This window comes from Ihubacter massiliensis (genome assembly GCF_024125305.1).
GTDB lineage: Bacteria > Bacillota > Clostridia > Peptostreptococcales > Anaerovoracaceae > Hominibacterium > Hominibacterium faecale.
Map to the genome: position 1 here is coordinate 1,045,838 of NZ_JAMXVH010000001.1, position 24,836 is coordinate 1,070,673.

27 protein-coding genes are annotated in these 24,836 nt (G+C 47.1%); 6 read left to right on the forward strand and 21 right to left on the reverse strand.

What is annotated here, in order from left to right; translation table 11 throughout:
• Positions 1–87: 87 nt before the first annotated feature.
• Positions 88–1,035, reverse strand: coding sequence for a diacylglycerol/lipid kinase family protein (locus NIA71_RS04730; protein WP_253019806.1), 948 nt, complete (start codon positions 1,033–1,035; stop codon positions 88–90).
• Positions 1,036–1,154: 119 nt separating this feature from the next.
• Between NIA71_RS04730 and NIA71_RS04735 the strand changes: the two genes are divergently transcribed.
• On the forward strand, positions 1,155–2,267 hold the full coding sequence (locus NIA71_RS04735) for an aminopeptidase (RefSeq protein ID WP_227755413.1): 1,113 nt from the start codon (positions 1,155–1,157) through the stop codon (positions 2,265–2,267).
• An 83-nt stretch (positions 2,268–2,350) separates the two neighbouring features.
• Here the strand turns inward: NIA71_RS04735 and NIA71_RS04740 are convergent, their stop codons facing one another.
• The 3 genes from NIA71_RS04740 to NIA71_RS04750 are packed head-to-tail and all read right to left on the reverse strand — an operon-like array spanning position 2,351 to position 4,595.
• Positions 2,351–3,118 carry an ABC transporter permease gene (locus NIA71_RS04740; RefSeq protein ID WP_290446043.1) on the reverse strand — a complete coding sequence of 256 codons (768 nt, stop codon included), beginning with the start codon at positions 3,116–3,118 and terminating at the stop codon, positions 2,351–2,353.
• 2 nt (positions 3,119–3,120) lie between these two features.
• Positions 3,121–3,843, reverse strand: a complete 723-nt coding sequence (locus tag NIA71_RS04745) for an ABC transporter permease (RefSeq protein ID WP_227755333.1) — start codon at positions 3,841–3,843, stop codon at positions 3,121–3,123.
• Positions 3,840–4,595 carry an ABC transporter ATP-binding protein gene (locus NIA71_RS04750; protein ID WP_148395865.1) on the reverse strand — a complete coding sequence of 252 codons (756 nt, stop codon included), beginning with the start codon at positions 4,593–4,595 and terminating at the stop codon, positions 3,840–3,842. Before NIA71_RS04750 ends, NIA71_RS04745 begins: the two co-directional genes overlap by 4 nt.
• A gap of 144 nt (positions 4,596–4,739) precedes the next feature.
• On the opposite strand from NIA71_RS04750, the gene NIA71_RS04755 reads away from it, so the two are divergent.
• Together NIA71_RS04755 and NIA71_RS04760 are read left to right on the forward strand one after the other, a co-directional pair.
• Positions 4,740–5,447 carry a response regulator transcription factor gene (locus NIA71_RS04755; protein WP_148395866.1) on the forward strand — a complete coding sequence of 236 codons (708 nt, stop codon included), beginning with the start codon at positions 4,740–4,742 and terminating at the stop codon, positions 5,445–5,447.
• Complete coding sequence (locus NIA71_RS04760) at positions 5,444–6,853, forward strand: sensor histidine kinase (protein ID WP_253019808.1); 1,410 nt, start codon at positions 5,444–5,446, stop codon at positions 6,851–6,853. Before NIA71_RS04755 ends, NIA71_RS04760 begins: the two co-directional genes overlap by 4 nt.
• Before the next feature lie 55 nt (positions 6,854–6,908).
• Here the strand turns inward: NIA71_RS04760 and NIA71_RS04765 are convergent, their stop codons facing one another.
• The 4 genes from NIA71_RS04765 to NIA71_RS04780 form a co-directional block, all read right to left on the reverse strand.
• Positions 6,909–7,559: a hypothetical protein gene (locus NIA71_RS04765; RefSeq protein WP_148395868.1), complete on the reverse strand. Its 651-nt coding sequence runs from the start codon at positions 7,557–7,559 to the stop codon at positions 6,909–6,911.
• Positions 7,560–7,584: 25 nt separating this feature from the next.
• A complete protein-coding gene (locus tag NIA71_RS04770) occupies positions 7,585–9,393 on the reverse strand; it encodes an SH3 domain-containing protein (protein ID WP_253019809.1) in 1,809 nt (602 codons plus the stop codon).
• Between the two features lie 162 nt (positions 9,394–9,555).
• On the reverse strand, positions 9,556–9,831 hold the full coding sequence (locus NIA71_RS04775) for a DUF3343 domain-containing protein (protein WP_148395870.1): 276 nt from the start codon (positions 9,829–9,831) through the stop codon (positions 9,556–9,558).
• 21 nt (positions 9,832–9,852) lie between these two features.
• Complete coding sequence (locus NIA71_RS04780) at positions 9,853–11,064, reverse strand: D-alanyl-D-alanine carboxypeptidase family protein (protein WP_148395871.1); 1,212 nt, start codon at positions 11,062–11,064, stop codon at positions 9,853–9,855.
• Between the two features lie 423 nt (positions 11,065–11,487).
• Here NIA71_RS04780 and NIA71_RS04785 point away from each other — a divergent pair, with 423 nt between their 5' ends.
• The gene (locus NIA71_RS04785) at positions 11,488–12,198 is read left to right on the forward strand and encodes a 4Fe-4S dicluster domain-containing protein (RefSeq protein ID WP_148395872.1); all 711 of its coding nucleotides are present in this window, start codon (positions 11,488–11,490) and stop codon (positions 12,196–12,198) included.
• Between the two features lie 17 nt (positions 12,199–12,215).
• Positions 12,216–13,805, forward strand: a complete 1,590-nt coding sequence (gene hcp / locus NIA71_RS04790) for a hydroxylamine reductase (RefSeq protein WP_336246064.1) — start codon at positions 12,216–12,218, stop codon at positions 13,803–13,805.
• Positions 13,806–13,851: 46 nt separating this feature from the next.
• Here hcp and NIA71_RS04795 read toward each other — a convergent pair whose 3' ends face one another.
• The 10 genes from NIA71_RS04795 to NIA71_RS04840 all read right to left on the reverse strand — a co-directional run bounded on the left by NIA71_RS04795 (position 13,852) and on the right by NIA71_RS04840 (position 22,054).
• Positions 13,852–14,742 (reverse strand): SPL family radical SAM protein, encoded by an 891-nt coding sequence (locus NIA71_RS04795; protein ID WP_253019810.1) that lies wholly within the window; start codon positions 14,740–14,742, stop codon positions 13,852–13,854.
• Between the two features lie 70 nt (positions 14,743–14,812).
• Entirely contained in the window at positions 14,813–15,181 is a 369-nt protein-coding gene (locus tag NIA71_RS04800; protein ID WP_227755337.1) for an ACT domain-containing protein, read from the reverse strand.
• An 18-nt stretch (positions 15,182–15,199) separates the two neighbouring features.
• Positions 15,200–16,162, reverse strand: a complete 963-nt coding sequence (locus NIA71_RS04805; protein ID WP_148395875.1) for a DUF4097 family beta strand repeat-containing protein — start codon at positions 16,160–16,162, stop codon at positions 15,200–15,202.
• A 125-nt stretch (positions 16,163–16,287) separates the two neighbouring features.
• Complete coding sequence (locus NIA71_RS04810) at positions 16,288–16,950, reverse strand: TetR/AcrR family transcriptional regulator (RefSeq protein WP_148395876.1); 663 nt, start codon at positions 16,948–16,950, stop codon at positions 16,288–16,290.
• A 629-nt stretch (positions 16,951–17,579) separates the two neighbouring features.
• Complete coding sequence (locus NIA71_RS04815; RefSeq protein ID WP_227755338.1) at positions 17,580–18,209, reverse strand: CatB-related O-acetyltransferase; 630 nt, start codon at positions 18,207–18,209, stop codon at positions 17,580–17,582.
• Positions 18,210–18,340: 131 nt separating this feature from the next.
• Positions 18,341–18,724 (reverse strand): helix-turn-helix domain-containing protein, encoded by a 384-nt coding sequence (locus NIA71_RS04820; protein WP_253019811.1) that lies wholly within the window; start codon positions 18,722–18,724, stop codon positions 18,341–18,343.
• A 108-nt stretch (positions 18,725–18,832) separates the two neighbouring features.
• Positions 18,833–19,855: a GNAT family N-acetyltransferase gene (locus tag NIA71_RS04825; protein ID WP_253019812.1), complete on the reverse strand. Its 1,023-nt coding sequence runs from the start codon at positions 19,853–19,855 to the stop codon at positions 18,833–18,835.
• 71 nt (positions 19,856–19,926) lie between these two features.
• Positions 19,927–20,514 carry a flavodoxin family protein gene (locus tag NIA71_RS04830; protein WP_148395880.1) on the reverse strand — a complete coding sequence of 196 codons (588 nt, stop codon included), beginning with the start codon at positions 20,512–20,514 and terminating at the stop codon, positions 19,927–19,929.
• Between the two features lie 64 nt (positions 20,515–20,578).
• Positions 20,579–21,205, reverse strand: a complete 627-nt coding sequence (locus NIA71_RS04835) for a sugar O-acetyltransferase (protein ID WP_253019813.1) — start codon at positions 21,203–21,205, stop codon at positions 20,579–20,581.
• 30 nt (positions 21,206–21,235) lie between these two features.
• A complete protein-coding gene (locus NIA71_RS04840; protein WP_253019814.1) occupies positions 21,236–22,054 on the reverse strand; it encodes a MerR family transcriptional regulator in 819 nt (272 codons plus the stop codon).
• Between the two features lie 120 nt (positions 22,055–22,174).
• On the opposite strand from NIA71_RS04840, the gene NIA71_RS04845 reads away from it, so the two are divergent.
• Positions 22,175–22,807: a GNAT family N-acetyltransferase gene (locus tag NIA71_RS04845; RefSeq protein ID WP_148395883.1), complete on the forward strand. Its 633-nt coding sequence runs from the start codon at positions 22,175–22,177 to the stop codon at positions 22,805–22,807.
• A 24-nt stretch (positions 22,808–22,831) separates the two neighbouring features.
• On the opposite strand, the gene NIA71_RS04850 is transcribed toward NIA71_RS04845, so the two are convergent.
• From NIA71_RS04850 to NIA71_RS04860, 3 genes are read right to left on the reverse strand one after another with little or no spacing between them, the layout of a single operon-like run.
• On the reverse strand, positions 22,832–23,551 hold the full coding sequence (locus NIA71_RS04850) for a DNA alkylation repair protein (RefSeq protein WP_253019815.1): 720 nt from the start codon (positions 23,549–23,551) through the stop codon (positions 22,832–22,834).
• A 33-nt stretch (positions 23,552–23,584) separates the two neighbouring features.
• Positions 23,585–24,448: an alpha/beta fold hydrolase gene (locus NIA71_RS04855; protein ID WP_227755344.1), complete on the reverse strand. Its 864-nt coding sequence runs from the start codon at positions 24,446–24,448 to the stop codon at positions 23,585–23,587.
• Positions 24,445–24,810, reverse strand: a complete 366-nt coding sequence (locus tag NIA71_RS04860) for an MmcQ/YjbR family DNA-binding protein (RefSeq protein ID WP_148395886.1) — start codon at positions 24,808–24,810, stop codon at positions 24,445–24,447. The genes NIA71_RS04855 and NIA71_RS04860 overlap by 4 nt, the downstream gene beginning before the upstream one ends.
• Between the last annotated feature and the right edge of the window lie 26 nt (positions 24,811–24,836).

Consider the following 24,836-nt stretch of genomic DNA (forward strand, 5'->3'; position numbering starts at 1 on the left):
TTGCAGTCGCAAGTTTCATTCTTGTTTAGTTTGTCAAGGTTTTGGAATATCATTCGCATTTTTTCCAAACAACCCTTTGCGGCCGCTTCACACTCCTGCGGGTACGGAGAAGCGCATGGCCCTGGGCGCTATTTCAAAAGTGACTTTTTCTGTGTCGATGATTTCGCCATCTACACAAAGCTTCATTAAGCCCTGATTGGCCCAGATTTTCAATCGCCTGCAGGTTCGATAATCAATGATTTCCGGCGCTTTTCGGTCTGCTAGATGGATTCCTTTGGCGTATTTGGGAAACAGCCGGATAAAGGTCCTTCGAGGAACATTTTTGATCAAGCTCACATCCATCAATCCATCATCCACCTTGGAAAGAGGCAGTCCCTTTACGCCGCCCCCACAGTAACATCCGTTGGCGACTGCGATCAAAAGCAGCTTGCCGTCAAAGGCACTTCCGTCCTCATAGAAAACCTTCAGATCAGCGCCTTTCTTTTTAACCAAAATAATGGCCACCGACAGCAAATAGGCAAATGAACCCTTCACCAGCGGCCAGTTTTTGGCGCGGCTGGTCTGATCCACCACATTGCAGTCAAATCCAATATTGAACATATTCACGCAATATCTGCTTTCCCCGGCTTGTCCATTCCTTTCTGCCTCATAGCGAATCAAATCGCTGCTGCGTGCCTGACCGCGCAATTGGGCTTCAATATCCAGGAATTCCTGGGGTGAAGCATAGTTTCTCACATAATCGTTGCCCGTTCCCAGCGGCACGCAGCCCACCTCCACACCCTCAAACCCGACGGCCCCGTTGACCACTTCATTCAAAGCCCCGTCTCCGCCGCAGGCGTAAAAACGGATATTTTCACCGGCCTCTTTTTCCTGGCAGATCGTTCGAACGAATCGTTCGCCATCTCCCTGAGATCGGGTTTCATAGATTTCAGCAGCTTCCCCCAGCCGCTCCGAAGCAGATCGGATCTGCTCTTCCAGTTTCTGTTTCTTTCCCTTTTTTCCGGCCAGTGGATTGATCACAAAAATATGTCGCATCTTTTCTCTCCTTGCCTCTCATTTTAATGTTTCCTGAACCTGCATGCAACACTAATTCTTTTAAAATCCGCCCACTTAGGGTATAATATCTACCAGTATATAGAATTTAAAGGAGTTTGATTATGGATACGAGAATAAAAAAGCTATCGGATCTGCTGGTCCACTATTCCTGTAACGTACAGAAGGGGGAAAAAGTGCTGATCACCTATGAAGGAGACTGCTGCAAACCGCTGATCCGCCAAATCATCAAGGATGTATACGCCTGCGGCGGCCTGCCCTACGCGGAGCTTCGGGACTCTGCCGTAACAAGAGAGATTCTGCTGGGATGCCAGGAAGAACAGATTGAGTTTATGAACGAATATCAGTTGGCGCAGATGAAAGGCATGCAGGCCTATATCGCAGTGAAGGCCGGCGATAATACGGCGGAAATGGCGGACGTGCCTTCCGAAAAGCTGAACATGTACAGCAAGCTGACCCGGCCGGTACTGGACTACCGGGTGAATAAGACCAAGTGGGTCATCGCAAGATACCCAAACAGCTCCATGGCTCAGCTGGCCAATACCAGTCTGGAAGCCTTCGAGGATTTTTATTTTGATGTCTGCACCCTTGACTATCAGAAGATGAGCACGGCCATGGATGGGCTGGTAGATCTGATGAACAAAACGGATAAAGTCCAGATCAAAGGACCGGATACGGATTTGACCTTTTCCATCAAGGATATCCCCGCCGTAAAATGCGCCGGCGAGTGCAACATCCCCGACGGCGAAGTCTACACGGCTCCAGTAAAAGAATCTATGAATGGAACCATTTCTTACAACACACCTTCGGAAGAACAGGGTTTTACCTTTGAAAACATTGTATTTGAAGTCAAAGATGGAAAAATCGTCAAAGCCTCAGCCAACAACAACGACCGCATCAACCAGCTGCTGGATACCGACGAAGGCGCCCGCTATTTCGGAGAGTTCGCCCTGGGCGTCAACCCATACATCCTTCAGCCCATGAAGGATACCCTCTTTGATGAAAAAATCGCCGGCAGCTTCCATCTGACCCCGGGAGCCGCCTATGAAGATGCATTTAATGGAAACAAGTCGGCCGTTCACTGGGATCTGGTCATGATCCAGCGCCCGGAATACGGAGGCGGCGAAATCTACTTTGACGATGTGCTCATCCGTAAAGACGGCTTATTCGTGGTTCCCGAATTAAAAGGACTCAACCCGGAAAACCTGAAATAAAGCCTTTATCCGTTATTCCTTTCCTGTACAAAGAAGAAGGACCGGCCGCATCGCAAGCAGTCGGTCCTTTTCCTCTCATAGTTTCACCCTCTTCTTTCCGCCTGCCCGAAGCGGATGCAGGCAATAGAAAGACAAACAAACGTGATAATGGCGGCAGTTGGGACCCACGGCAGCAGCTCGCAGGGAAACGTTCCCATATGCGTGGCCAGTTCATGCATCCTGGCGGTAACAACCCGAAATGGGTAACACATCGGATAAGCAAACCAAATCCTGGTGTTCATGGCCAATACCGAAGGAACGATGGCCGCCAGTCCAATCCCCACGGAAAAAACCGGAGTTTGAACGCAGACAGCGATCATCCAAAATACGGCTGCCATGGGCACTGCCGCCAGATAAACGGAGCCGGCCAGTTTCAACACCTTTTCCAAATCCTGAACAAACGAATAATCTTCCGCTGAGGATGCTGCAGCAGCGCTTAAATAATAACAAAGCACCATCATAGCCATCTGTATCGCAGCTAAAAGAAGCAGCAATATAAATTTTGCCATGCACAGTTTGGCCGGGGATATGGGGAGGGAAAGCATCTTCAAGATGCCATGATTTCCCCGTTCTGTTTGATTGAGCAAAACGGTGCCAATTACCAAGCTGGCCGGAAACATAAACCAGGCCAGTCCCAGAAAGCTTTGCACCAGAAAATTGTCTTCCGGCAGAATGCCCTCCTCCTGCATGTTGAAATTGGTATCGGCATTGATAATCATCGGAATCCAGAGAATAACAATGGGGATCAGCAGAATCAAAAGAATTTTTGAACGCCGGATTTTTTGCCTTTCTATATCGATCATGGTTATCATATTCACCGCACATTCCTCCTTATCTTCAAATAAGCCAGCTCTGCCGTCCCAAGCACTACACTTTCCGCCAAAACTCCCCAAAGGAATTCCACCGCGCGTCCGTCCTCCATGCTGCATAAATTCCGGAACGGAAGGGAAAATGGAAAGAGCGATGAAAGAAAACCGGAAGCGGGAATCACCACTGTGATAAAGATGCCGATCACGCCGATCCCCAGAGATACCCACATATTCCTGCATGCAGAGGAGACTGCGGCCATGAGAAGCATGACCGGTATTGCCAAAACCAGGCTCAACCCCATTGTTTGAAGCAATTTGATCCAAACTGCTTCTGAAGGAGAGAACCAATGCCAGAGACAGAAGGCAAAGGCAGCGCTTTCCAAAACTGCCATTAGAAACAATGCGGAGAGCAGAACCATGCACTTGCTGAAAAAAATCCCCCAGGAGTTAGTCGGCAAGGTTTCCATCTTATCCATACCATTGTCGGAAAACTCTATATGATACACAATACACCCGCCGATCACGATCATAAAAACATTGAGCATAGCCACCATCTGCCAGTTGGCATCCATCAGAACCTTTATAGACGAACCGCCCATCGATGTGAAAACATCTTCTCGAAAAGCCATATTGCCAACAGGTATGGCGGCCGCCAGCAGTCCGGCTCCCGCAAAAGCGGGAAACAGTCCGGTCCGTTTTACCTTTTTCAATTCTAAAAAAACGCTCATCGACCGCGCCCCCTTTTTTGGTTATCTTCATCAATCATCGCTAAAAAGGTATCCTCAAGATGTTGGTTGGAATAACCTTTTTGGACGGCCAGCTGCTTTAAAGCTTTGAGAGAGCCTTCAAAGAGAAGTCTGCCATGGTTGATGATTCCCACGTCATCAGCCATCAGTTCAATTTCCGGCAGCAAGTGGGAAGACACCAATACTGTACAGTCAAACTGTTTGGGAAGATTCCGAATCAGCGTTCGTATCTCGTGGATTCCAACCGGATCCAAACCATTAGTGGGCTCATCCAAAATGAGAATCGGCGGTTTTCCAATCAGCGCGCCCGCCAGCCCAAGCCGTTGTTTCATCCCCAGTGAGTACTTCTTAGCCAGCCGCTTCCGATGCTCCGTCAGGCCCACAAGCTCCAGGGCCTCCTCCACGGCCGACTTGGGCAATCCCAAGATTTTTCGGATAAGCTCTAAATTTTCTTCGCCGCTGAGATTGGCATAAAACGCCGGCGCTTCGATAAAGGATCCGATTTCTCTGAGAATGGCCTGCCGATCTTTAGGATAAGACCTGCCGTTTATGAGAAAATTACCCCGGGTTGGTTTGATCAATCCCAAAAACAATTTCATGGTCGTAGACTTCCCTGCCCCATTGGGACCTAAAAATCCATATACGCTGCCGCTGCGGACATGGAGATTCAGATTGGATACTGCCTTAAAATCTCCATAGGCCTTTGTCAATTTATTTGTCTGTATGATGTTCATATCACCATCTCCTTTCTGATCACAATTCCATTCTACATCCTCATCCTTACGCCTGCTTTCTCATAACCTTACATTTGCCTTACATTTGCTTTGCAATGAAAAAAACCATGCTTTCGGTAGTATAATATGGATGAGGTGATCAACATGAACGATGATTTTTTAAAGGGAAAACCGATTTTGCTTGTGGATGATGAGCAAGAACTGTTGGATTTAGTCACATCCATTCTTAAAGATGGCGGCTACACACACATCTACACGGCCCAGACTGTTTGCCAGGCTGTAAAGACGGCTGAACTGGTTGAGCCCCAACTGGCAGTCCTGGATGTGACGCTGCCCGATGGGGATGGTTTTTTTCTAATGAAAGAATTGAAAAAAATGGCTGACTATCCGATTTTATTTCTTTCTGCCCGGGGAGAAGACGAGGATCGCCTGGAAGGGCTGGGGCTGGGCGCTGACGATTATATTGTCAAACCATTTCTGCCAAAAGAATTGCTGTTTCGGATCAATGCGATCCTGCGGAGAAGCTATAAAAACGAGAGCCCGCTTGTGCGGCTCCATGCCTGCAAAATCGATTTCAGCAAGGCGGAAGTCATCAAAAACGGCGAACATATATCCCTGACAGCCAAAGAGCATGATCTGCTCTTTGCACTCTGCCAGGGGGCAGGAAAAATCGTTACCATCGACACGCTATGTGAAGCAGCCTGGGGTAGCAATCCGTACGGCTATGAAAATTCTCTGATGGCCCATATACGGCGTATACGGGAAAAGATTGAAGACAATCCGTCAAAACCCAAATCCCTGGTTACAGTCAAAGGTTTGGGATACAAATTAATTGTGGAGGACAAGCAATGAGCAGCGCAATGAAATTGATCCGCAGATTTATTGTAATTCTTTTCCTGTCCATCTGCCTGCTGTTTATCTTCAATGTGGTGCTTTTTTTCTATCTGTCCTATCATCAGGCCGGAAACCAGGGCGGCTGGAAAGCGGCGGAAACCATTTCTCAGTCCTTACAAAAGGATGACCGCGGCAGCTACCGACTTTCTGAAAAGGGGGTAGCTACTTTGGATGAGTATCAGGCATGGGCCATTCTCATCGATGATCGCACCGGGAAGGTCGTCTGGCATAGCAGCAATCTTCCCCAGGCGGTTCCCCTTGCATATTCTGCTGCAGACATCGCCAGGGCAGTAAGAGGATATATCTGCGATTACCCCACTACTACCAGCGGCCACGGTAAGGATTTGCTGATCCTGGGTCACCCCAAAACCGCCTATTGGAAATTGATGCATAACACCTTTGATTACCAGACCATTGCCAGTCTGCCCCGCCACTTATTGGTGTTCACCATCTGTAATCTGGCTGCCATTTTTCTCATCTACATGGTTGCCGCCACGGGAATCTTCCGTTCAGTGAAACCGATTCTTTGTGGTATCGAGGCCCTTCCTGGAGGCGGAAACGTCTATGTAAAAGAAAAAGGGCTTTTATCACAGCTGGCAGCATCCATCAATCGGGTCTCGGAAACCTTGAATATGCAAAAACGGCAGATTCAAAAAAAGGAAACGGCGCGGGCGAACTGGATCGCCGGGGTATCCCACGATATCCGTACGCCGCTGTCCATGGTCATGGGGTATGCCGGTCAGTTGGAAGAGGATCAGGCGCTGGAAGAGCCTGTACGCCGCAAAGCATCTGCGATTCGCCATCAGAGTGAGAAGATAAGGAATCTGGTGTCCGATCTGAACCTGGCATCCAAACTGGAATACAACATGCAGCCGCTAAAAATGGCCCCAGTCAACATGGCTGCTCTCACCCGGCAAGTATCAGCAGATTTTATGAATATGGATATCGAGGACAAATATCCCATTAGCTGGAATGGCTCAGAAGAAATGAATGCCTGTTTTGTTTTGGGCGACAAAGACCTTCTGCGTCGGGCGTTTTCCAATATCATACAAAACAGCATCAACCACAACGATGGCGGCTGTGGAATCTATATCACCTTATCGGAAAAAGACGGTCAGTGCGCAATCCTGATGGAGGATGACGGGATCGGCGTCAGCAACGCTCAGATTGAAGAATTGAACAGCAGCCCCCATTACATGGTCTGCGACGATCAGATATCCCGGCAGCGCCATGGCCTGGGTCTTTTGATCGTCAAACAAATCGCCGCCGCCCATCATGGCAGTGTAACCATTGGCTGCAGTACTTATGGGGGCTTTTCTGTTTTGCTGGAGTTTCCCATCTGCCAAGAGAATCACAATTCTTAACGTTACTTTAGAAGCACCAAAAAAGAGCCACAACAGGCTCTTTTTTGTGTATCATTTATTTTCTACGTTTCAATTTCCAAACAATCAAACCGATCAAGATGATGATGACTGCCGCTATTGCGATCAGCAGCGGGTAATTGATGCCTGATCCTTCGCTGTCTTTTTGCTGTGCCTGGTCCATGGTGGACTCATCTGCAGCTGCTGATGAAGTCGGCTGGGTCGTTTCCGCTGCAGTCGTTTCTTCCGTCGTGCTCTCTTTCGTAGCTTCCGTCGTAGCCTTAGCGCCTGTTATTTTTACCGTGCTGTCCGCCGACGGATTGCCCAGTGACTGGTCGCCGTCTAAATTCTGAGTTTCTAAAGTTTCCAAACTGAGCTTCACATTGCCGGAAGCCTTTGCCTTAAATTTCACATTAAAGGATATCTTTCCGCTGGCATCGCCGGCGTAGGACTTAAGTTCCACAAGGCCAGCGTCGCCCTGGCTGCTGCCGCCGGACACGTACTCCAGCTTGCTGTTATCGTACGTTAAGTGCCCATTTACATACCCCAGAGAGCTGCCTTTGTAGGTCACCGTAACTGTCAGCGTTTTTCCCACCTGAGCGGAACCTCCGGAAACGGAAACGCTGGAACTGGCGGCAAAGACCGTACTGGGAACCAGAAGGGCAAACAATACCATGACTGCTGTCCATATTCTGAATGTCTTTTTCATTTCTTCTCCTCTGCCTTACCATTTATCACGGTTTTGCGCATGGACTTGACGGCATGCTGTTATAAACCGGAATATGGAATACGATTGGATAGTTGTCGCTGGCTTCATATGCGTACTTGAGAATCTTTCCTTCGCTCTCAGCGCCGGAAGTATTGGTCATATACTGATGGGAAGCCACATTGTTCAACCCGTTCATTACATTAAACTTCTTCGTATAATATGTATACTGATTATTCGTCAGATAGTTGCTCGAATAATAGCTGGCGCCGCCGGACAGGGATTTTTCTATGGTATTCCATGGTCTGCCATAGCTGGTAGCGCCGGTGCCCGCGCCCTTGGCCCACCACAAGCCGCGCTGAGTCGCATTCATGCCGTTAGCCGTATAAGCTCCGATATTAAAATGATTGTAGTAACCCTTATACCCGGAATAATTTCCTGATATCAGGCCGCTGCCGCCTCTCCAGCCCTGCTCCATAATGACCATAGCTGTGATCACATTGGGGTTTACTTTAGAATTGACACCCGCATTGTACAGATAATTGATGTAGCTGGTGGTATTCATAAAGCAACTGCTTCTGGATACCATACTCTTGATGGTGTTCTTGTTCTGCGACGCCGAATCGAATTTATGGTCCATAAATTGATAGATTGAACTTTCCGTCAGGAAATTTCTCGGATCCATATAATGGGCAACAATCTTTTCTGATGCCGCATTCCATCTGCCGTCAAAGGTCGTATATTTTCCAGTAGAGCTGTTATAGGCTCCGGCTGCTTTGGATTTCCAGGAATCGGGCGAAGTCGGCTCAACCAGATTAATTCCGATCTTCATTTCCTTTGACAACATACTCGACCAGGTAAGTCCCGTTTTCTGAGCCTTGAAAATCCACTGGGGATGGGCTTTGTGCAGGGTTCTCAGTTTAGTTTTATAGCTGTCCGGGAATCCTTCGCTGGTCATCCAGGTCTCAAACTGGGCATCGCTCAGGTTGGAACCGCTGCCGGACGGCGCCTGCGAACCGGCGGTATCCGTCAAGGTGACATAACTGGAGAGCACATAGCCCTTCTTGGATGACGTATAATTGAATTTATACCATACTTCCCCGGAAGAATTGGTTACCTTGGAAAGAACGGTGATCGACTTTCCTTTTGCCACCGAGCCGATCTTGGAGTAATTAGTCCCTGCTCCGCTTCTAACATTGAGCGGTCCGTTTTTTATTTTAGCCTTTTTGTTCAAGGCTGTCTCTTTATTCTTTGAAGACGACGAAGCTGCCTTTTTCACAGTCACGTACTTGGAATGAACATAACCTGTTTTAGAGCCAAATTTAATTCTGTACCATTTAGCCTTATCCGTACCCTTCTTTTCGCCGGTAATGGTTACAAATGCTTTTTTCTTTACCGTTCCAATTTTCTTATATTTGGTCCCGGCGTTGCTTCGCACATTCAAAGGACCGCTCTTAATCGTTCCCTTCTTTGACGGTGAATACGTTTTCAGTTTGCCTGCAGAAGAAGAATTCTTGGAAGTGGATTTCACGGTTACATATTTTGCACATACATATCCATTTTTGGATTTAAACTTGAACTTGTACCACTTGGTCCCATTCTTATCTTTTTTCGTTCCTTTGATGGTTATGGTTTTCCCCTTGGCAATGGTTCCCAATTTTTTATACTTTGTTCCGGCATTGCTGCGCACGTTCAATGGGCCATTTTTGATAGTTCCTTTTTTCGTTGCGCCGTACACATCTGCCTTCCCTGCCGCTGGCAGGACTGCAAAAACAGTCATTATCATAAACAGAGCTGTTACGACCGCAATGCATTTGCTGTTAATCTTTGTTGACATAATCTTTTACTCCTGTTGAAAAAAATTCCCCCCATATTCGACTTTTACTTACTAGAGTTTACCTTATTGTTCCTGAAAAGTCAATGATTCGACAATTTTTTTACAGTAAATTGAAATAAAAAAAGACTGCTAGGTTTCTTTACCATAACAGTCTTTTTTCGTTTATTGGATTCTTCGGTATTCGGGCTTTCCCTCCACGTATTCCACATGGAAGATTCCTTTCATATCGATCTGACATTCTGTAAGTGCAGCAATCACCTTCTGCAGGTCGTGCCCTGTAATATACAGTGCCTGGCCGCAGGATCGCAAAAGCTGGGTGGGTACGCGTCTCACCTCTGAGCCAATTCCCCGTTCCATCAGTTTATCTCGTGCATACATCGCCTTGTAAAAAGAAGAAAATGTGAATATATATTCTAACTTTGTTTCAGGTCTGTGCAAAAAAAGGACCTCCTGTCTATACTATATGATCTTTTTCATCATTTGTATGTAAAGATCCTTTATAGACGCCTTCTTTGCACTCTCTGCCGCTACAATGGGGAATCGTTCTTTTTCCACGCCATCCTGATATACGACCAGTTCTCCCAGCTGCTGACCTCTTTTCAGCGGCAGCGGCACATATCCTTTCATTTCCACTTTTGTTTTGATGCTATTCTTTTTTCCCTTTTTCACCAGAACCGCCACATCGTCTTCCATAACCACATCGATTTTTGACGGGGTTCCTTTTTCCAGTTTGAGCGCCTTTTGAACCTGGCCTTTTTTGGCTACTTTGACGCTTTCAAAATTGGAAAATCCGTAGTCAAACATCTTACTAATTTCTGCAAACCGTACTTTCGAAGTAGATGCACCCAAAATCACGCCAATCAATCGGGTCCCGTTCCGCTCCGCCGCACCCGACAGACAGTATCCCGCATCCTGGGTAAAACCGGTTTTAATACCAATGGCGCCGGGATAAATCTTAATAAGCCGGTTGGTATTCGTAAGCCCAAAATCCTTTTCCTTACCCGGCAGGCCTACTTTAATGGTCGCCTGCCATTTGGTGAACCACTTTTGGGTTTCGGGGAAGCGGATCAGGGCTTTTGACATGATTGCTATATCATATGCGCTGGTGTAATGATTTGACACCGGAAGTCCGTTGGTATTGACAAAATTCGTGTCTTTCATATCCAGTTCCGCCGCCCGTTTGTTCATTCGCTCGACAAACATTTCCACGCTGCCGGCAAGATGCTCAGCCAGAGCCACCGCTCCGTCGTTGGCGCTGGCCATGGCCACGCCCATGAGCAATTCCTCAACCGTATGCTGTTCACCCGGTTCCATATACATCTGGCTGCCTCCCATGGCGGCAGCCCGCTCTGAGATCGTGACCGTATCGCTCAGGTTGATCTTCCCCGACTCGCAGGCTTCCAAAATCAGCAGCATGGTCATAACTTTCGTCACCGACGCCGGCGGAAGCCTTTTATGCGCATTTTGAGCGAATAACACTTCGCCGCTGGTAGCATCCATGAGTACGGCTGCTTTGGCGTCCACTTTAAGTCCGGTCTCTTTCTGCGAAGGTTCTACTTTCGCATTTACAATGGAAATGCTCCTTTCTTCGGGGCGGAATCGATCGATCCCCATAAAGCCCCCTATTAGCAGAGCCAGCACCAGGCATCCGCTGATAATCCTTTTTTTCACACAAAAAACCCCCTTGTTTGCAAATAGCTACTACTAACATATTCGCCCTGCCTGGGTTTAGCACAATTAGTTCCATTTTTGACCTCGACACTTTTCAACATCCCCAAGTGGCTTTTTTCCAGGGCCGGAGGGTTTATCCACAAGATTTTAAAAATCGTATACAATTTTATCCCGTGTTTGCTGTGGATAATTACAAATTTGCAACACCTTAAATTTCAACGTTTTATACCATTTCGCCAAATTACTTATCCACAGTTTTTAGAGCCCCCAAAAAAAGTTACGCAGTATCCAAACATTTTACCAAATTATGGGCATAACTTTTAAAAAAAGTTTTTGTTTCGTTGTATTTACAACATACTTATGGCGCCCATTCTTTTAAAATGAGTATATCAAATCAAGCAAATCTGATTGGAGGATCAAGTTATGATAAGAAAAATTATTGAAATTAATGAAGAAAAATGCAATGGCTGCGGTTTATGCGCCGAGGCTTGCCACGAAGGCGCGATCGGCATGGTCGATGGTAAAGCCAAACTCCTGCGCGACGACTATTGCGATGGCCTGGGCGACTGCCTGCCCACGTGTCCCACAGGAGCAATCACTTTTGTGGAAAGGGAAGCTGCGGCTTATGACGAAAAGGCGGTTCAGGAAAATAAAAAGAATCCGTCCCAGCAGCCCCTTCCCTGCGGCTGTCCAGGTACCAATTCCCAAACAATCGACCGGGCCCAGACAGAATCCAGCCGCGCCGAAATGCCGTCTGCACTCGCACAAAACCAGCTGAATCAGTGGCCGGTTCAGATCAAACTTGTCCCGGTACAGGCTCCCTATTTTCAAGATGCTAGTCTGCTGATCGCTGCCGATTGTACGGCCTACGCTTATGGGAATTTTCACCAGGAGTTTATGAAGGGCAAGATTACACTGGTGGGCTGCCCCAAGCTGGACGATGTGGACTATACGGAAAAGTTAACGGAGATTATCCGTCATAACGATATCAAAAGCGTTACCGTTGTCCGCATGGAAGTTCCCTGCTGCGGCGGCATCGAAGCGGCAGTGAAAAGCGCATTGCAGGCCAGCGGCAAATTCCTGCCGTGGCAGGTAGTAACCATTTCCACAGACGGCAACATTTTAGATCGATAAACGAGGAGGACCAGAAAATGAATCAAATGTTTTGTTATCAATGTGAACAGACGGCCGGATGCAGCGGCTGCACAGGGGCAGCGGGTGTCTGCGGCAAAAACGCCAAGATTTCTAATTTGCAGGATGAATTGACAGGAGCGCTGATCGGCCTTGCCAGGGCCTCTGACGGAAATCAGCCCGGCCCGGCTGCGCACAAAGCGATGATCGAAGGGCTCTTTGTCACGGTCACCAATGTAAACTTTTCCGAAGATGCCCTCAGGGATCAAATTGAAGCCGTCCATCGCCAGAAGGCGGCCCTGATCCCCCAATGCAGCGATTGCGGCAGCCCTTGTATCCGCAACGATGATTACGACATGAATCTTTTATGGAACGCTGATGAGGATATCCGCTCCCTCAAGTCCCTGATTCTGTTCGGGCTGCGCGGCATGGCCGCATACGCTTACCATGCCCTGGCTTTAGGCTACAGCGATGATACGGTTAACCAATTCTTTTATAAAGGGCTCTTTGCCGTTGGTGAAGATTGGACTATGGAGCAGCTGCTCCCAGTTGTTATGGAAACTGGTGAGGTCAATTTGAAGTGCATGGAGCTTTTGGATAAAGCCAACACCTGCGCATATGGAACGCCCGCTCCGACTACCGTTTCCCTTGCTGTGGAGCCTGGACCGTTTATCATTATCAGCGGCCATGATCTGAAGGATCTGGAACGGTTGCTTATACAAACAGAAGGAAAAGGATTAAGCATCTACACCCATAGCGAAATGCTGCCTGCCCACGCTTATCCCCAGTTGAAAAAATATGCCCATCTGAAAGGCAATTTTGGAACTGCCTGGCAGAATCAGCAGAAAGAATTTGACGGCGTTCCGGCTCCGATCCTCTTTACGACCAATTGCCTGATGCCGCCGAAAAAGAGTTATCAGGACCGGGTGTTCACCACCGAAGTGGTGGCTTATCCCCAACTGACCCATATCGGCGAGGGCAAAGATTTTACACCTGTCATCGAAAAGGCATTGGAGTTGGGCGGATATGCACAGACTCAGCAGTTTACCGGAATCAACGGAGGCAGCCAGGTTACGACCGGTTTTGGACATGGAACGATCCTGGCAGCGGCCGATCAGGTCATCTCGGCCGTTAAGTCGGGCGATATCCGCCATTTCTTCCTCGTCGGCGGCTGCGACGGAGCCCGCCCGGGAAGGAACTATTATACCGACTTTGTAAAAAAGACGCCATCTGATTCGGTTGTTTTGACCCTGGCCTGTGGAAAATATCGTTTTAATGATTTGGACCTGGGCGCAATCGGCGGACTGCCCCGCATCATGGATATGGGCCAGTGCAACGATGCCTACGGTGCTGTCAAGGTGGCGTTAGCCCTTGCCGATGCCTTTGAATGCGGTGTCAATGATCTTCCGCTGACCTTGGTGCTGTCCTGGTTCGAGCAAAAGGCGGTATGCATTCTGCTGACACTACTATCTTTGGGGATCAAAAACATCTATCTGGGACCTACATTGCCAGCGTTCATCTCGCCCAATGTACTCTCCTATTTGGTGGATAACTTTCAAATCCGCAAGACATCTTCACCGGAAGAGGATTTGGCCCGAATTTTAGGATAATCATTAAAAGAGGCTGGGACGCGAAAAGTGTCCATAGCCTCTTTGTTCATTCTATTCTTTCTGTATTCGGAAAAAAGCTAAGCTGGCGGGCCTCTTCCTTATCTTCAAATTCTGCCAAATACTTGAAGATTTCATTTATATCGCAGAGGATCCCATGTTTCTTGCAAGTCGTTTTCAGCAGCCTCATTAAATCCTGGTTTTTGGGACTGTTCACTTGATAAGCATTTCCGTATTCTTCAATATACTTCTGTTTTAGTCCCGGAAAATAGCGGTCCAGCTGTTGGTAAAAATATTCCCGGTTTCCTTCCCGCAAAGTAAGGCCCATTCCAAAGCAGATAATTCCATGCACTCCGGCTTCTATACAGCCTTCTAAGAGTCCTTGAAGGTTCTCCTCCGTATCGTTGATATAGGGAAGGATGGGGCTGACCCAGACGATCGTTGGAATGCCATTATCCCTCATGGTTCTCAGCATCGCAAGACGCTGCCCCGTGGCAGCGACGTTGGGTTCCACGATTTTACACAATGCGTCGTCGTAAGTGGTAAGAGTCGTTTGCACTACACATTTGGTCTTTCGATTAATTCGGCAAATCAGGTCCAGATCACGAAGGATACGATCAGACTTGGTATGGAGTACAGCGCCGAATCCGTACCGCTCAATCAGTTTCAGGCATGCTCTCGTATGCTCAAGTTCCATCTCTAAAGGGATATACGGATCGGTCATCGCTCCGGTGGCGATCATGCATTTTTTCCGTTTGCGTTTCAGTGCATCTTCCAAAAGCTCCACTGCGTTGGACTTCACTTCGATGTCTGTGAATGCATGGGGCATATGATAGCATTTGCTCCTGGAGTCACAATAAATACAGCCATGGGAACAGCCGCGGTACAGATTGATGCCGTTCTTTGCTGAAAGAATTCCTTTTGCCTTTACCTGGTGCATGATTCATCCTCCTGCTGTTGTTTTACACGATCATACCGCATCAAACATGACAGCTGTATGGCTTGTTTGATTAATCAGCGATCTCATAACCTTCCTTTTCCAGTATGCGGAGCGCTTGTTCAAAGTTTCCTTCCTTTACCAGCACATAGTCAGTGTTATATGTGGACACTACGAAAATCCCAATCTGGTTATCCGCCAAAATTCCCGATATCTTTGACAGAATTCCAATCAGTGAAAAATCCAAAACACCCTGAATGCGGAACGCTTTCCAGCCGTCTTCCCTTTCCAGCGTACCAGCCGGAGCGCTGCCTGTTTCACAGACCAGCGACAGTTCCTCATCGGTCCTGCCGATAAAGTAGAATTCATCCTTTAAGTTCACTTGGGATAAGTCCTTAATTTTACATACGGAAAAGTCTTTGTCAATTTTTTTTAATTCCATGTTATTCCTCCTCGTATTCTATTTGACCATTATATCACCATTTTTACTGGATAGACTAATGGAAAATTTGGCAGAACGTCCTATGATACCTGCAGTATTCCTTTCTTCCACCGCCAAGCTGCCATCAAAAGGCGTAGTGATCTTTCCGTTTTTTGCTGAGGCAGAAAATTTGCAGCTCAGCCCCTCCGGCAAGCCGATTTCCAGCTTTCCGTTTTTGGTGGTGACATCAACATCCTCTCTTACTTCCATCACATTCACTTCGGCTGAACCATCTCCGGAAACCACAAAGGTTCCGCCTCCCTTTAATCCTTCGATAGTAAGATCTCCGTTCTTGGTTCTGCAATCCCCTTTCCCAGACACATCTTTAATGACTGTATCCGCTCCAGTGGTTTCCGTAACAAAGAGAGAAGTTTCCAATCTTGTCAGCTTCACCGGACCATTGGTGCTGACGACAGTCACCGTTTCTGATGTAAGGCCCGAACCTCTAATTTCTCCTTTTGTCGTAGCTATCCGTATGGAATTTGCAGCAAGATCGGATGCCCGGATCAAACCGCTCGTCGTATCTAGTTTCAAATTTCCCATTAATGTCACAGGCCCAGTTTCGATAGTCCCGCTGGTGGAATGGAGCGAAAGATTCCCTCGATAGTTCTTTGGTATGTAGAGTTCAATATAAGAATCAAAATCCGATAAGAGCGGACGCTTTCCCTCCGAAACCAATAGACTTCTTTCTGTCTCCAGCCTTTGGCCATAATATTTCTCTTTATCTCTGCTCAAATATTCCTTGACCACCACTTGCTCTTGTTCACCTGCAAACAGACGGATATCGTCCGCATCATAATCCAATTCAATCTTTTGAAACCGATCTGCGTCAAACCTCATCGTATTGACAAGGGAAGGCGCTGAATCCCCTTCTCCGCATCCCCATAGCAGGACCGCCAGCACAGCCGCCCCCAGTAACCCTGATAATACTTTCTTTTTCATCGATGTATTCCTCCTTATTTCTTGACTGAACCGTTCATTCAATTTCTTTATATTTTTTAACGGAGCATCAATCGCTCCGTTCAGATTCGGTCATCCATTATCCGTATGCATCATTGCTCGATCCTTTACTGCTTGTACGCATGGATCAAGTTATCCAGGCAGACCTTTTTCGCAGTCTCCACCGGCAGATCCTGCTCCAGCTCAAACGCGTCGTTCATGATGTGCATCCCCCACCAGCACAAAGTTTCTATGATCAGGCGGACGCAATAAACCGGCTGCTCCACTTTGCGGAACATTCCCTGCTCCATATAGCCGTTCACATACGCCAGCATTTGATCGAAAAATTGTCTGCGATACGCTTTATAGTAACCGGCCAGCTTTTTCAATGTGTCGGGATTTTTTTCGATCATCAAGCATCCGGTTCCGTATCTGGAAATAATGTCAAACGCATGGGAAAGCATTTGTTCAAAAGGATAATCCTCCAAGTGGTTCAGATGGGACGCGAATTCCTTTGTATTGTTTTCAAATACCTCCATGATTTCTTCTTCTAGGGAATCAAAGATTCCCGGGTCGACCGGCAATTCAAACTCTCTGTTTATGAAGGCCGGGTCGATGGTTCCTTTCAGAACGAAATGAAGCAAATCTTCTTTTCCAGCAAAATAAACATAGAGCATGCCTGTGGATAAGCCGATCTCCTTGGCAATATCCTTCATTTGGGTTCGTGCATATCCTTTATTAATAAACAAATGGCTGGCTGCCTGATAAATCACATCCATCCGGTTTTTCATATCCCACCTCTGTCATTATTATTGAATGGTTCATTCAATAATATATCAAACTTCTACCTATTGGTCAAGCAAAATTCAAAAGGGATGGTGGACAGATCTTGCTCCTTTTCTATAAAATGAGGCCCCGCAACTCTACGTAAAGATTCCGTACTTTCTCAGAAATTTACAGGAATGACTCGGAATTTGATCCCGACTAGAAAAAGCAGCAGCCCTGCTATATACAAATAGAAAACCAGGCAGCTAAAATGTAAATAATTTCTAAATCTATTCGAAATGCCTGGTTTTTGCAGCAATGTCCATATAAATTTGGCTTTCCCCGGCCTATTTCTTCCAATTTTTAATAAATAGCAGAAGTCACAGGACGAGTTAGCGCAAACTTTCCAATTTCAATCTCATCTTTCACAGCAAATTAATCCTGTTCAATCTACCGAACATAAAGATTTTTCCATTTTTATATGGACATTGCCCTCAAAACAGCTAATTTCGAATAGAAATTAGCAAAAAAACCTTAATCCGGGTTTCTCGGCACTCACTTTTCAATCCGATGACAGCTCCGCTTTGCTGCCTTTTATAGCGAACCAGGTCCAGTCTGAGGCAGATAACACAAAACGGCAGCTTTCGCCCTCTGATCACCTCAATTGTTCAATGCAGCCGGATTGAACCGCATCGAGATTTCGGGCAATTTTTTCTTTCGGCCAGTCCCACCATTTGGCGGCGGTCAAAGAAGCGATCGTTTTATCGTCGAACCGTTTTCGAATCGGTTTTGCCGGCACTCCTCCTACAATGGTATAGGGCGGCACATCCCTGGTTACCAGCGACCGGGTTCCGATAATGGCTCCGTTTCCTATGGTAATGCCGGATAACACCGCAGCCTCATAGCCGATCCAAACATCATTTCCAACTACAATATCGCCTTTGCGATCCCAGGCAGTTGTCACATCTTTACGATCCAGGTTCCACTCTTCAAAGAACAGCGGGAATGGATATGTGGATAGTGACGACATAGTATGATTGGCGCTGGTAAAAAGAAACTTTGCACCACAAGCTATTGAACAGAATTTGCCAATGACCAGCCGGTCATGGTTGATTGGGTAATGATACAGTACGTTGTTTTGTTCAAACAGCCTCGGATCATTGACAAAATCGTTATACATGGTATAATCTCCCACTAAGATATTGGGGTTTGTAATCACATTTTTCAAATAAACGGTTTCGTGATCCCCAGTGCGGGGATAAATCATTTTCTCTGGAATAGTCATTTTCCTTCCTCCTTGTTAAACTATCGAATCAAGCCAACTATTCCAGATAAAACAATGCAGCGTTTCACCCAAACCACCGTCCTTTCCTTTGCTTAACTGCAAATGATTGATAAGCGCCGATCAAACCACGCCTATCTTTTTTTCAGCAATGTCCCCAGATATCCTGCGGCATAACCGATCACGCCCCCGCCCAGTCCCCATGCTCCCATAATTTTAACATCCAGGGAATCCTGCAAGAACCAGCTCATCAACAGGCCGACTGTTATTCCGGCAGAAGCTGTAATCCAACAGCTGCTCTCGTCAGACATCTCCAGTTCCTCTTCCTCCCTCATCAGGGAATCCAGCGTTACATCAAAAAGATCGGAAATGGCGATTAAATTTTGAATATCCGGCAGCCCTTTACCGCTCTCCCATTTTGTGATCGCCTGCCGCGAAACATTGAGCGCCTCTGCCAGCTCTTCCTGAGAATATCCGTTTTTTGTCCTCAGGCTTTTTAGTTTTTCTGCAAATGTCATACTTATCACCTCTTGCAAAGGATAACAAAATCCGCCTAAAATGTCTGCTACGCTCTTTACCCATACTGCTACCAATGGTAGCATCATCTAATTCCAACGCTTTTACTCCTAAATTTTCAGGTAAAAATCCTCTACATCCCAGGTCTTGCCGCCCCGCTCAAATCCGTTCTCCCGTACAGCGGATGACTTGAATCCGAGTTTTTCTAAAATTTTTACGCTGGCTGTGTTTTCTGTCACCACATCCCCATAGATCGTTGAGCCGGGATAATTGGCCCGCATATAGGCGATCATCCAGCCCGCGCTCTTACCGCCGATTCCTTTATTCCAAAAGCAGCGATTAATCTGATAGAAAAAGCCGAACTCGTTTTTCCGAATCAACGGACACCCTGCCATACCGCAAATTTCATCGGCATAGAAGAGTGTAAAAATCGTCGGGCAGGTCAAATCTTTCTGATTGTCCAAAAAGACAGCCAACCTTTGTTCCCCTTCCTTTGGACTGCACGGCGCTTTGATATTGGTATAGCGAATCAATGCCTCGTCCGTCCACAGGGCAGTCAGTCCGCCCAGATGTTCTGCGGCAATTGGCTCACAGCGCAGACCAGTTTTCCTTCCACTGTCTGGCCTTCCCGGCCTTTCTTGGTTCAGATCAAACTGCATGACATAATCATCCATGATAAACCCGCGGCCAATGTGTGTTTTTTCTTCCCCTGCTTTTCTGAATCCCATATGCTCATAAGCTGCGATCGCCGGATTGTTCCGATTGACATTGAGGAGGATGGAGGAATATCCACATTTCAAAGTCTCGTCAACGAGGAAGTCCATCATGCCGCTGGCATGACCCTTGCCTCGTTCTGCTTTGTCCAGATAAAATTTACTCAGATACATCCTACCATCACGGGGATAAAAAGCAAGAAATCCGATGTTCCGATTGTCCTTCCTTACAAAATAGTAATTGGCGCCTTCCTCGATCTGCCTGCTTATTGAAGATGGAGATTGAAATTTTTCAATCATGTACTCGTTCTGCGTTTCACCGATGATCGGGGTAAAGTAATCTCTGACGATCCTGACCGCCAGGCGAGATAAAGCTTGTATTTGTTCCGCATCCTTAGAAAGAACCGGGATAAACTCCATGTTCAAATCCTCCTCTTATGCTTTTTATATGGCGGTTCTAGCGCTAGAATAAGAAAAACCTATCGCAATCTTTATTCCTGATCCAAGGCGGCACATAATCTGGCAGCAAATTCTCTTGCACGCCGTTCTTTTCCTTCATCCATGAACACCGTCTCATAGCCCATATGGCGTTCCGCCAGCATCCCTTTATAGATGAGCTGGGAGTGTTTGCAATAGCGTTTGATGCCTTCCTCCAAAAGATCCGCGCCTTTTTCCGGCGGGTAACCGCAAGTGGTAATGAGGGCGACCCGTTTCCCCTTCCAAAGAGAAGGCCCCTTCTTATCGCCGTAATACTTATTCAGCCCGTATACCATCCGATCCAAAAGCGCTTTCATCGGCGGCGTGCAATACCAGGAATAAACCGGTGTGGCCAGAACGATCATATCGCATGCCAATAGTTTTTGGGCCACCTGCTGGCCGTCGTCATCAAAGGAACAGTTAAAGCCGGACCAGTCTTGCTGGCAGTTTCTACAGGCGATGCAGGGTTTGATCTCCAGATCGTAAAGCCGGATCATCTCACTCTCATACCCGCAGGCATCAAGCTCTTCCATAAATGGCTTGAGCAGGGCGGCAGTATTGCCATGCTTTCGCGGGCTGCCCATTAAAATGCAAACGTTCATAACATCCTCCATTTCTATAGCTCCTTATAGCGGCAATCGATTCTTTTGCCAACGGCCGTCACCATCATTTTGACGGCCTATCCTCAGGCAGAAAGAGATGGGCCTTGCTGTCTTTTTCTGTAATCGGGCGTATCGGTCTGCAAGGATTTCCGTAGGCCAGATAATGGTCCGGAATATCCTTTGTCACCACGCTTCCCGCGCCAATGACCGCATGGTCGCCGATATGTACGCCGCCGATGACCACTGTGTTACAGGCAATCCATACGTTGTTTCCGATATGGATGTCTTCCGCGTATTCTGCCATGGTGGTATTCCCGTTTTCATCAATTCCCATCCGCTCATCCGCGATCAGAGGATGGTTGGTGGCCATCAGCGAAACATTGGGACCAAAGCACACATTGTCGCCGATGTAAATACGGGCATCATCCATAATGGTCAAGTTGAAGTTGGCAAAGAAATTTTCTCCAATAAAGGTATGGCATCCATAGTTGATCTGGATCGGGCCCTGAAAATAGTAAGTGTCTCCGATATTGCCGATGATTTCTTTAATGATGGCAGCTCGGTCAGAATCGTATTCATCCCTCTCATTGTAGCGCTTGCACGCCTGATGAGCTTTATGTTTGAGGTCTTTCAGTTCTTTTTTACGGGGATCGAACATCCATCCGCCAAAGATTTTTTCTTCTTCCTTCATGAAACGGCTCCTTTCTTTAATTGACAAGGTTTATTCCATTATAGGGATTTCAATTTGTGTAATATAGTCATCGATGGTATCAATAACGATCTCGTTGATACCTCGTTCATAAGCATAGCCGCGCAGGGTCAATCCGTGGTCCTTTGCATATTGAAGGATTTCCTGATATCGGACGGGCAGCTTCTCCCAGCTGCCTTTACAGAAAGCTTTCAGATACCGCCCTTTCGGCTGAACATGAAGCCCTTTTCCAGTTCCAGGATCCGGCAGATTGATGAAAAAGGCAAAGTAATCGTCGAAGTTTCCCTGGTAGAGCTTTTCAACCTCGATCATCGAACCATACTGAGCATCATGGAGACGCTGGAAGGAATATTTTTTTGCTTCCTCGATTACCCGTTTAATCTCCGCTTCTAAAGGTGTTCCTTTCTCCATATGAACAACCGCCAGACAGGAGGCTTTCTTTTCAATGATGCTGATCTCAGACAAATCCAGATCCACCAGCCGGGACATGGTTTCTTGCCGGTCCGTCAAAGTTTTTCGCATAGCCTTCATATGGGCAATGGTCTGATCCAGCTCGGCAATTTTTTCCGCGAAAAGATCCCGCAGCGCAGCAGCCGAACGGGCATTGATGAATTCCCTGATCTCTGGAATCGAGACGTCCAGCTTGCGCAGCATGAGAATGGTTTCCAGCGTAGTACTCTGATCGTAGGTGTAGCAGCGGTAACCGTTTTCCTTGATAACCGCAGGCTTGAAAATATCCACTTCATCGTACCACATGAGCGTTTTTTTATTGATCTGATGCAGGTCGGCGAACTGGCCGATTGTAAACAACGTATTTTTTTGATTTGACATTTTTTCATTTCCCTCTTGACCGTACAGTAGCTGTATGGATTATTCTGGTTTTACAGCATACGGCGGCCGCTTTTTATGCTTCCTAAGCTTTAAGTTAAATATACAGGAGGAAATCAAAACATGTCAAATTCTGTTCTTTTAAGAGAATTTCAAAATCAGGATCGCAAAGCCCTGGAGAAAATCATCAGTAAAACCTGGAATTACGAAGAATTTTGCGGCCCCAAGGCAGCGGCCAAGCTGGCGAGGGTTTATTTGAACAGCTGTCTGATCCAGCAGACGTTCACCCGGGTCGCCCTCATCGACCATGTTCCTGTGGGGATTATTATGGGCAAAAATACGGCTGCCTGCAAATGTCCGCTGCCGCAGAAGGTACGCTGGCTGTTTTCCATCGTTTCGCTGATGCTGTGCAAAGAAGGCCGCAAAGCCAGCAAGCTCTTTAAAAATGTAACCCAGATCGATCAAGCATTGTTAGACAGCACTGGCAAAACCTACCCTGGAGAAGTCGCTTTTTTTGCCGTAGATGAAACCCATCGGGGAAAAGGAGTCGGAAGGCAGTTATTCCAATCCTTACTTGCCTACATGGAAGAGGAAAAACTCCATGAATTCTATTTGTTCACCGACACCAGCTGCAATTACCAGTTTTATGAGCATCAGGGCATGAAACGGCGCGGCCGGCAGGATGCCGCGTACACCATTAAAGGACGGGAGGTCCGTATGTCCTACTTTCTCTATGAATACGCCGCCCGGACCTGATAATATCCCCTTTTCCTTACGGCATCAGCTGCGGCTGGTTTTCCCCATCTGTGACTTGGAGGAAATCAGCCTGCTGCGCCCCTCTACTTTCACTAAGTTTTCCAGTTCCTTCAGCGCGTCTTTCCCGATCCAGACCTGCGCTTTACCGCCGCTTTCTTTTAATTCGTGGGCCAGCAGCAGCGCTTTTTCGTTGTAATCAAAATCTCGCTTTCCAATTTCTCTCAGTGCCCACGAGACCGCTTTTTTTACATGATCCCGTTCATCGGCGGAATGCTCCCTAATTAGCTGCAAGTAGTTATCCAGCACGTCCTCGCTGAGCTTCTTTTCGTGAATAGCCGCAGAAGCAATCAAGGTAAAGGCGGCCCGCTTTTCGTATGTCATCTCTGATTCTGCCCACTCCGGAATCAAGTTCTCATATCCCTTTATTCTGATGATTAAGTTCTTGCACAGATGATCGCAGAGATCCCAGGAGATCACATCCTGCATCAAAGCTTTCACCTCTTCCATGGTGGTTTTCTTTTTATCAAAGAGGAGCGCGGCTAAAAGCTTTGCCTCATGATAACCGGTTTCCCATAGCTCACGGGCCAGTTCATTGGATTTTTCTATGGATTTCGCCAGCTTGCGGATATCTCCCGTCGAAACGCCGATGCTGTTTTCCTCCGGAATTCCCAGCTTTACCACATTGGCCTTGTGCTTTTCCGAAGCCATCTCCTGCAGCTTGGTTATGATTTCCTGGGTGTTCATTTTGTTTGCTCCCTTCTATATCTTTTTGGCGCCTTAACTCAATAAAAACTTTAAGATCTGATTTTTTTCTTCATCTGTTAATTCATGAATGTGCCCTCTTCCAGCCAGCAAATAGGTCTGGCACTGCTTCCAGACCTTCTTCGCCTGGCGGATCACCTGGTTTCCCGGAAACAAACAATCCTTCTCCGCCGCCATAATCAACACCGGATTTTTAAATCTTTTCAGGTGCTCCTCACTTTCGTCTTTTGGCATGCCAGTTTTAATCTTAGCATTATCGATGCTGCAGCGGGCAGTCGCCAGGATATCGTCGGAAATGTTTTCTCTGGTAACGGCCATGGGCAACAGACATTTGATAAACCACTCTTCTTTATGGGTGATCCAATACAGAATCATCGGCAGCAGCATGCTCATGCTTTTATAGGCCGGAGCATTCTTAATGGCAGAAGGTACCACCAGCGCGCTTCGCTCAACTTTTTCCGGAGAAACGCACATGGTCTTTACCAGCACCCCTGCTCCAAAAGAACCGCCAAAGCAGGCAATTTTCTCAAACCCGAGCTGGGTGATCACTTGGCTGGCCCATCTGCCGTAATCCTGGTTTGCTGGGGACAGACAGGTTTCTTCGCTTTTGCCTGGATGGCCGATGGTGTCCACTGCGTAAATATGAAAGTTGTCCAGCAGAAATTGGCAGTATTTCAGATTGTATGCAGTTGTCGCATTGCCCCCGTGAAAAAGCAGCAGCGGCTTTGCGGAAAAATCACCCGTTTCAATTAAATGGGTTTTTCCAAAGGATGTCTCGACATACAGGTCTTTATAAGAGCGATTCAGCTCCTGCAGCTGGGCGTCGTATAGGTCCAGCACCGCTTTCCTGGCGATCTCGTTTCGATATATGGATTTCATTTCTTCCCATACCTCGTCAAATCGTAACTTAGATCAATGAGATCAAAAATTTCACCCTCTGAAACCGGCCCGGCAAGCAGCACGGTGATCCAATGTTCTTTGTTCATATGGTAAGCCGGAAAATATCCTTCCTGACTGCGTAAGGTGCCAATTAGAAAAGGATCGCATTTTAAGTTTATGACCTCCACATTCCCAGCCTTCTCAATGCCCAGCGCATCGGCAGGCAGATTCATAACCAGGCCGTACCATTTTCGGCTGTTCCTGTGGCGGAGCACCGCATACTCCGGCGATTTGGCCCATGGGTAGTCCGGTTCTGTTCCATAAGTTTCTCTTACATATGCAAATATCTGTTCGCGTTTCATATTTTCACCAGCTTTCTCTCATCCTT

What these genes read in the sequence shown, in the direction of transcription:
- NIA71_RS04850 (WP_253019815.1), bottom strand. Translation starts at nt 23,551, where the DNA reads ATGAACACCCAGGAAATCATAACCAAGCTGCAGGAGATGGCTTCGGAA.
- NIA71_RS04805 (WP_148395875.1), bottom strand. Translation starts at nt 16,162, where the DNA reads ATGAAAAAGAAAGTATTATCAGGGTTACTGGGGGCGGCTGTGCTGGCG.
- NIA71_RS04770 (WP_253019809.1), bottom strand. Translation starts at nt 9,393, where the DNA reads ATGTCAACAAAGATTAACAGCAAATGCATTGCGGTCGTAACAGCTCTG.
- NIA71_RS04795 (WP_253019810.1), bottom strand. Translation starts at nt 14,742, where the DNA reads ATGCACCAGGTAAAGGCAAAAGGAATTCTTTCAGCAAAGAACGGCATC.
- hcp (WP_336246064.1), top strand. Translation starts at nt 12,216, where the DNA reads ATGAATCAAATGTTTTGTTATCAATGTGAACAGACGGCCGGATGCAGC.
- NIA71_RS04860 (WP_148395886.1), bottom strand. Translation starts at nt 24,810, where the DNA reads ATGAAACGCGAACAGATATTTGCATATGTAAGAGAAACTTATGGAACA.
- NIA71_RS04760 (WP_253019808.1), top strand. Translation starts at nt 5,444, where the DNA reads ATGAGCAGCGCAATGAAATTGATCCGCAGATTTATTGTAATTCTTTTC.
- NIA71_RS04800 (WP_227755337.1), bottom strand. Translation starts at nt 15,181, where the DNA reads ATGGAATTAAAAAAAATTGACAAAGACTTTTCCGTATGTAAAATTAAG.
- NIA71_RS04855 (WP_227755344.1), bottom strand. Translation starts at nt 24,448, where the DNA reads ATGAAATCCATATATCGAAACGAGATCGCCAGGAAAGCGGTGCTGGAC.
- NIA71_RS04785 (WP_148395872.1), top strand. Translation starts at nt 11,488, where the DNA reads ATGATAAGAAAAATTATTGAAATTAATGAAGAAAAATGCAATGGCTGC.
- NIA71_RS04840 (WP_253019814.1), bottom strand. Translation starts at nt 22,054, where the DNA reads ATGTCAAATCAAAAAAATACGTTGTTTACAATCGGCCAGTTCGCCGAC.
- NIA71_RS04740 (WP_290446043.1), bottom strand. Translation starts at nt 3,118, where the DNA reads ATGATAACCATGATCGATATAGAAAGGCAAAAAATCCGGCGTTCAAAA.
- NIA71_RS04825 (WP_253019812.1), bottom strand. Translation starts at nt 19,855, where the DNA reads ATGGAGTTTATCCCGGTTCTTTCTAAGGATGCGGAACAAATACAAGCT.
- NIA71_RS04820 (WP_253019811.1), bottom strand. Translation starts at nt 18,724, where the DNA reads ATGACATTTGCAGAAAAACTAAAAAGCCTGAGGACAAAAAACGGATAT.
- NIA71_RS04845 (WP_148395883.1), top strand. Translation starts at nt 22,175, where the DNA reads ATGTCAAATTCTGTTCTTTTAAGAGAATTTCAAAATCAGGATCGCAAA.
- NIA71_RS04730 (WP_253019806.1), bottom strand. Translation starts at nt 1,035, where the DNA reads ATGCGACATATTTTTGTGATCAATCCACTGGCCGGAAAAAAGGGAAAG.
- NIA71_RS04755 (WP_148395866.1), top strand. Translation starts at nt 4,740, where the DNA reads ATGAACGATGATTTTTTAAAGGGAAAACCGATTTTGCTTGTGGATGAT.
- NIA71_RS04745 (WP_227755333.1), bottom strand. Translation starts at nt 3,843, where the DNA reads ATGAGCGTTTTTTTAGAATTGAAAAAGGTAAAACGGACCGGACTGTTT.
- NIA71_RS04835 (WP_253019813.1), bottom strand. Translation starts at nt 21,205, where the DNA reads ATGAAGGAAGAAGAAAAAATCTTTGGCGGATGGATGTTCGATCCCCGT.
- NIA71_RS04810 (WP_148395876.1), bottom strand. Translation starts at nt 16,950, where the DNA reads ATGAAAAACCGGATGGATGTGATTTATCAGGCAGCCAGCCATTTGTTT.
- NIA71_RS04750 (WP_148395865.1), bottom strand. Translation starts at nt 4,595, where the DNA reads ATGAACATCATACAGACAAATAAATTGACAAAGGCCTATGGAGATTTT.
- NIA71_RS04830 (WP_148395880.1), bottom strand. Translation starts at nt 20,514, where the DNA reads ATGAACGTTTGCATTTTAATGGGCAGCCCGCGAAAGCATGGCAATACT.
- NIA71_RS04765 (WP_148395868.1), bottom strand. Translation starts at nt 7,559, where the DNA reads ATGAAAAAGACATTCAGAATATGGACAGCAGTCATGGTATTGTTTGCC.
- NIA71_RS04815 (WP_227755338.1), bottom strand. Translation starts at nt 18,209, where the DNA reads ATGACTATTCCAGAGAAAATGATTTATCCCCGCACTGGGGATCACGAA.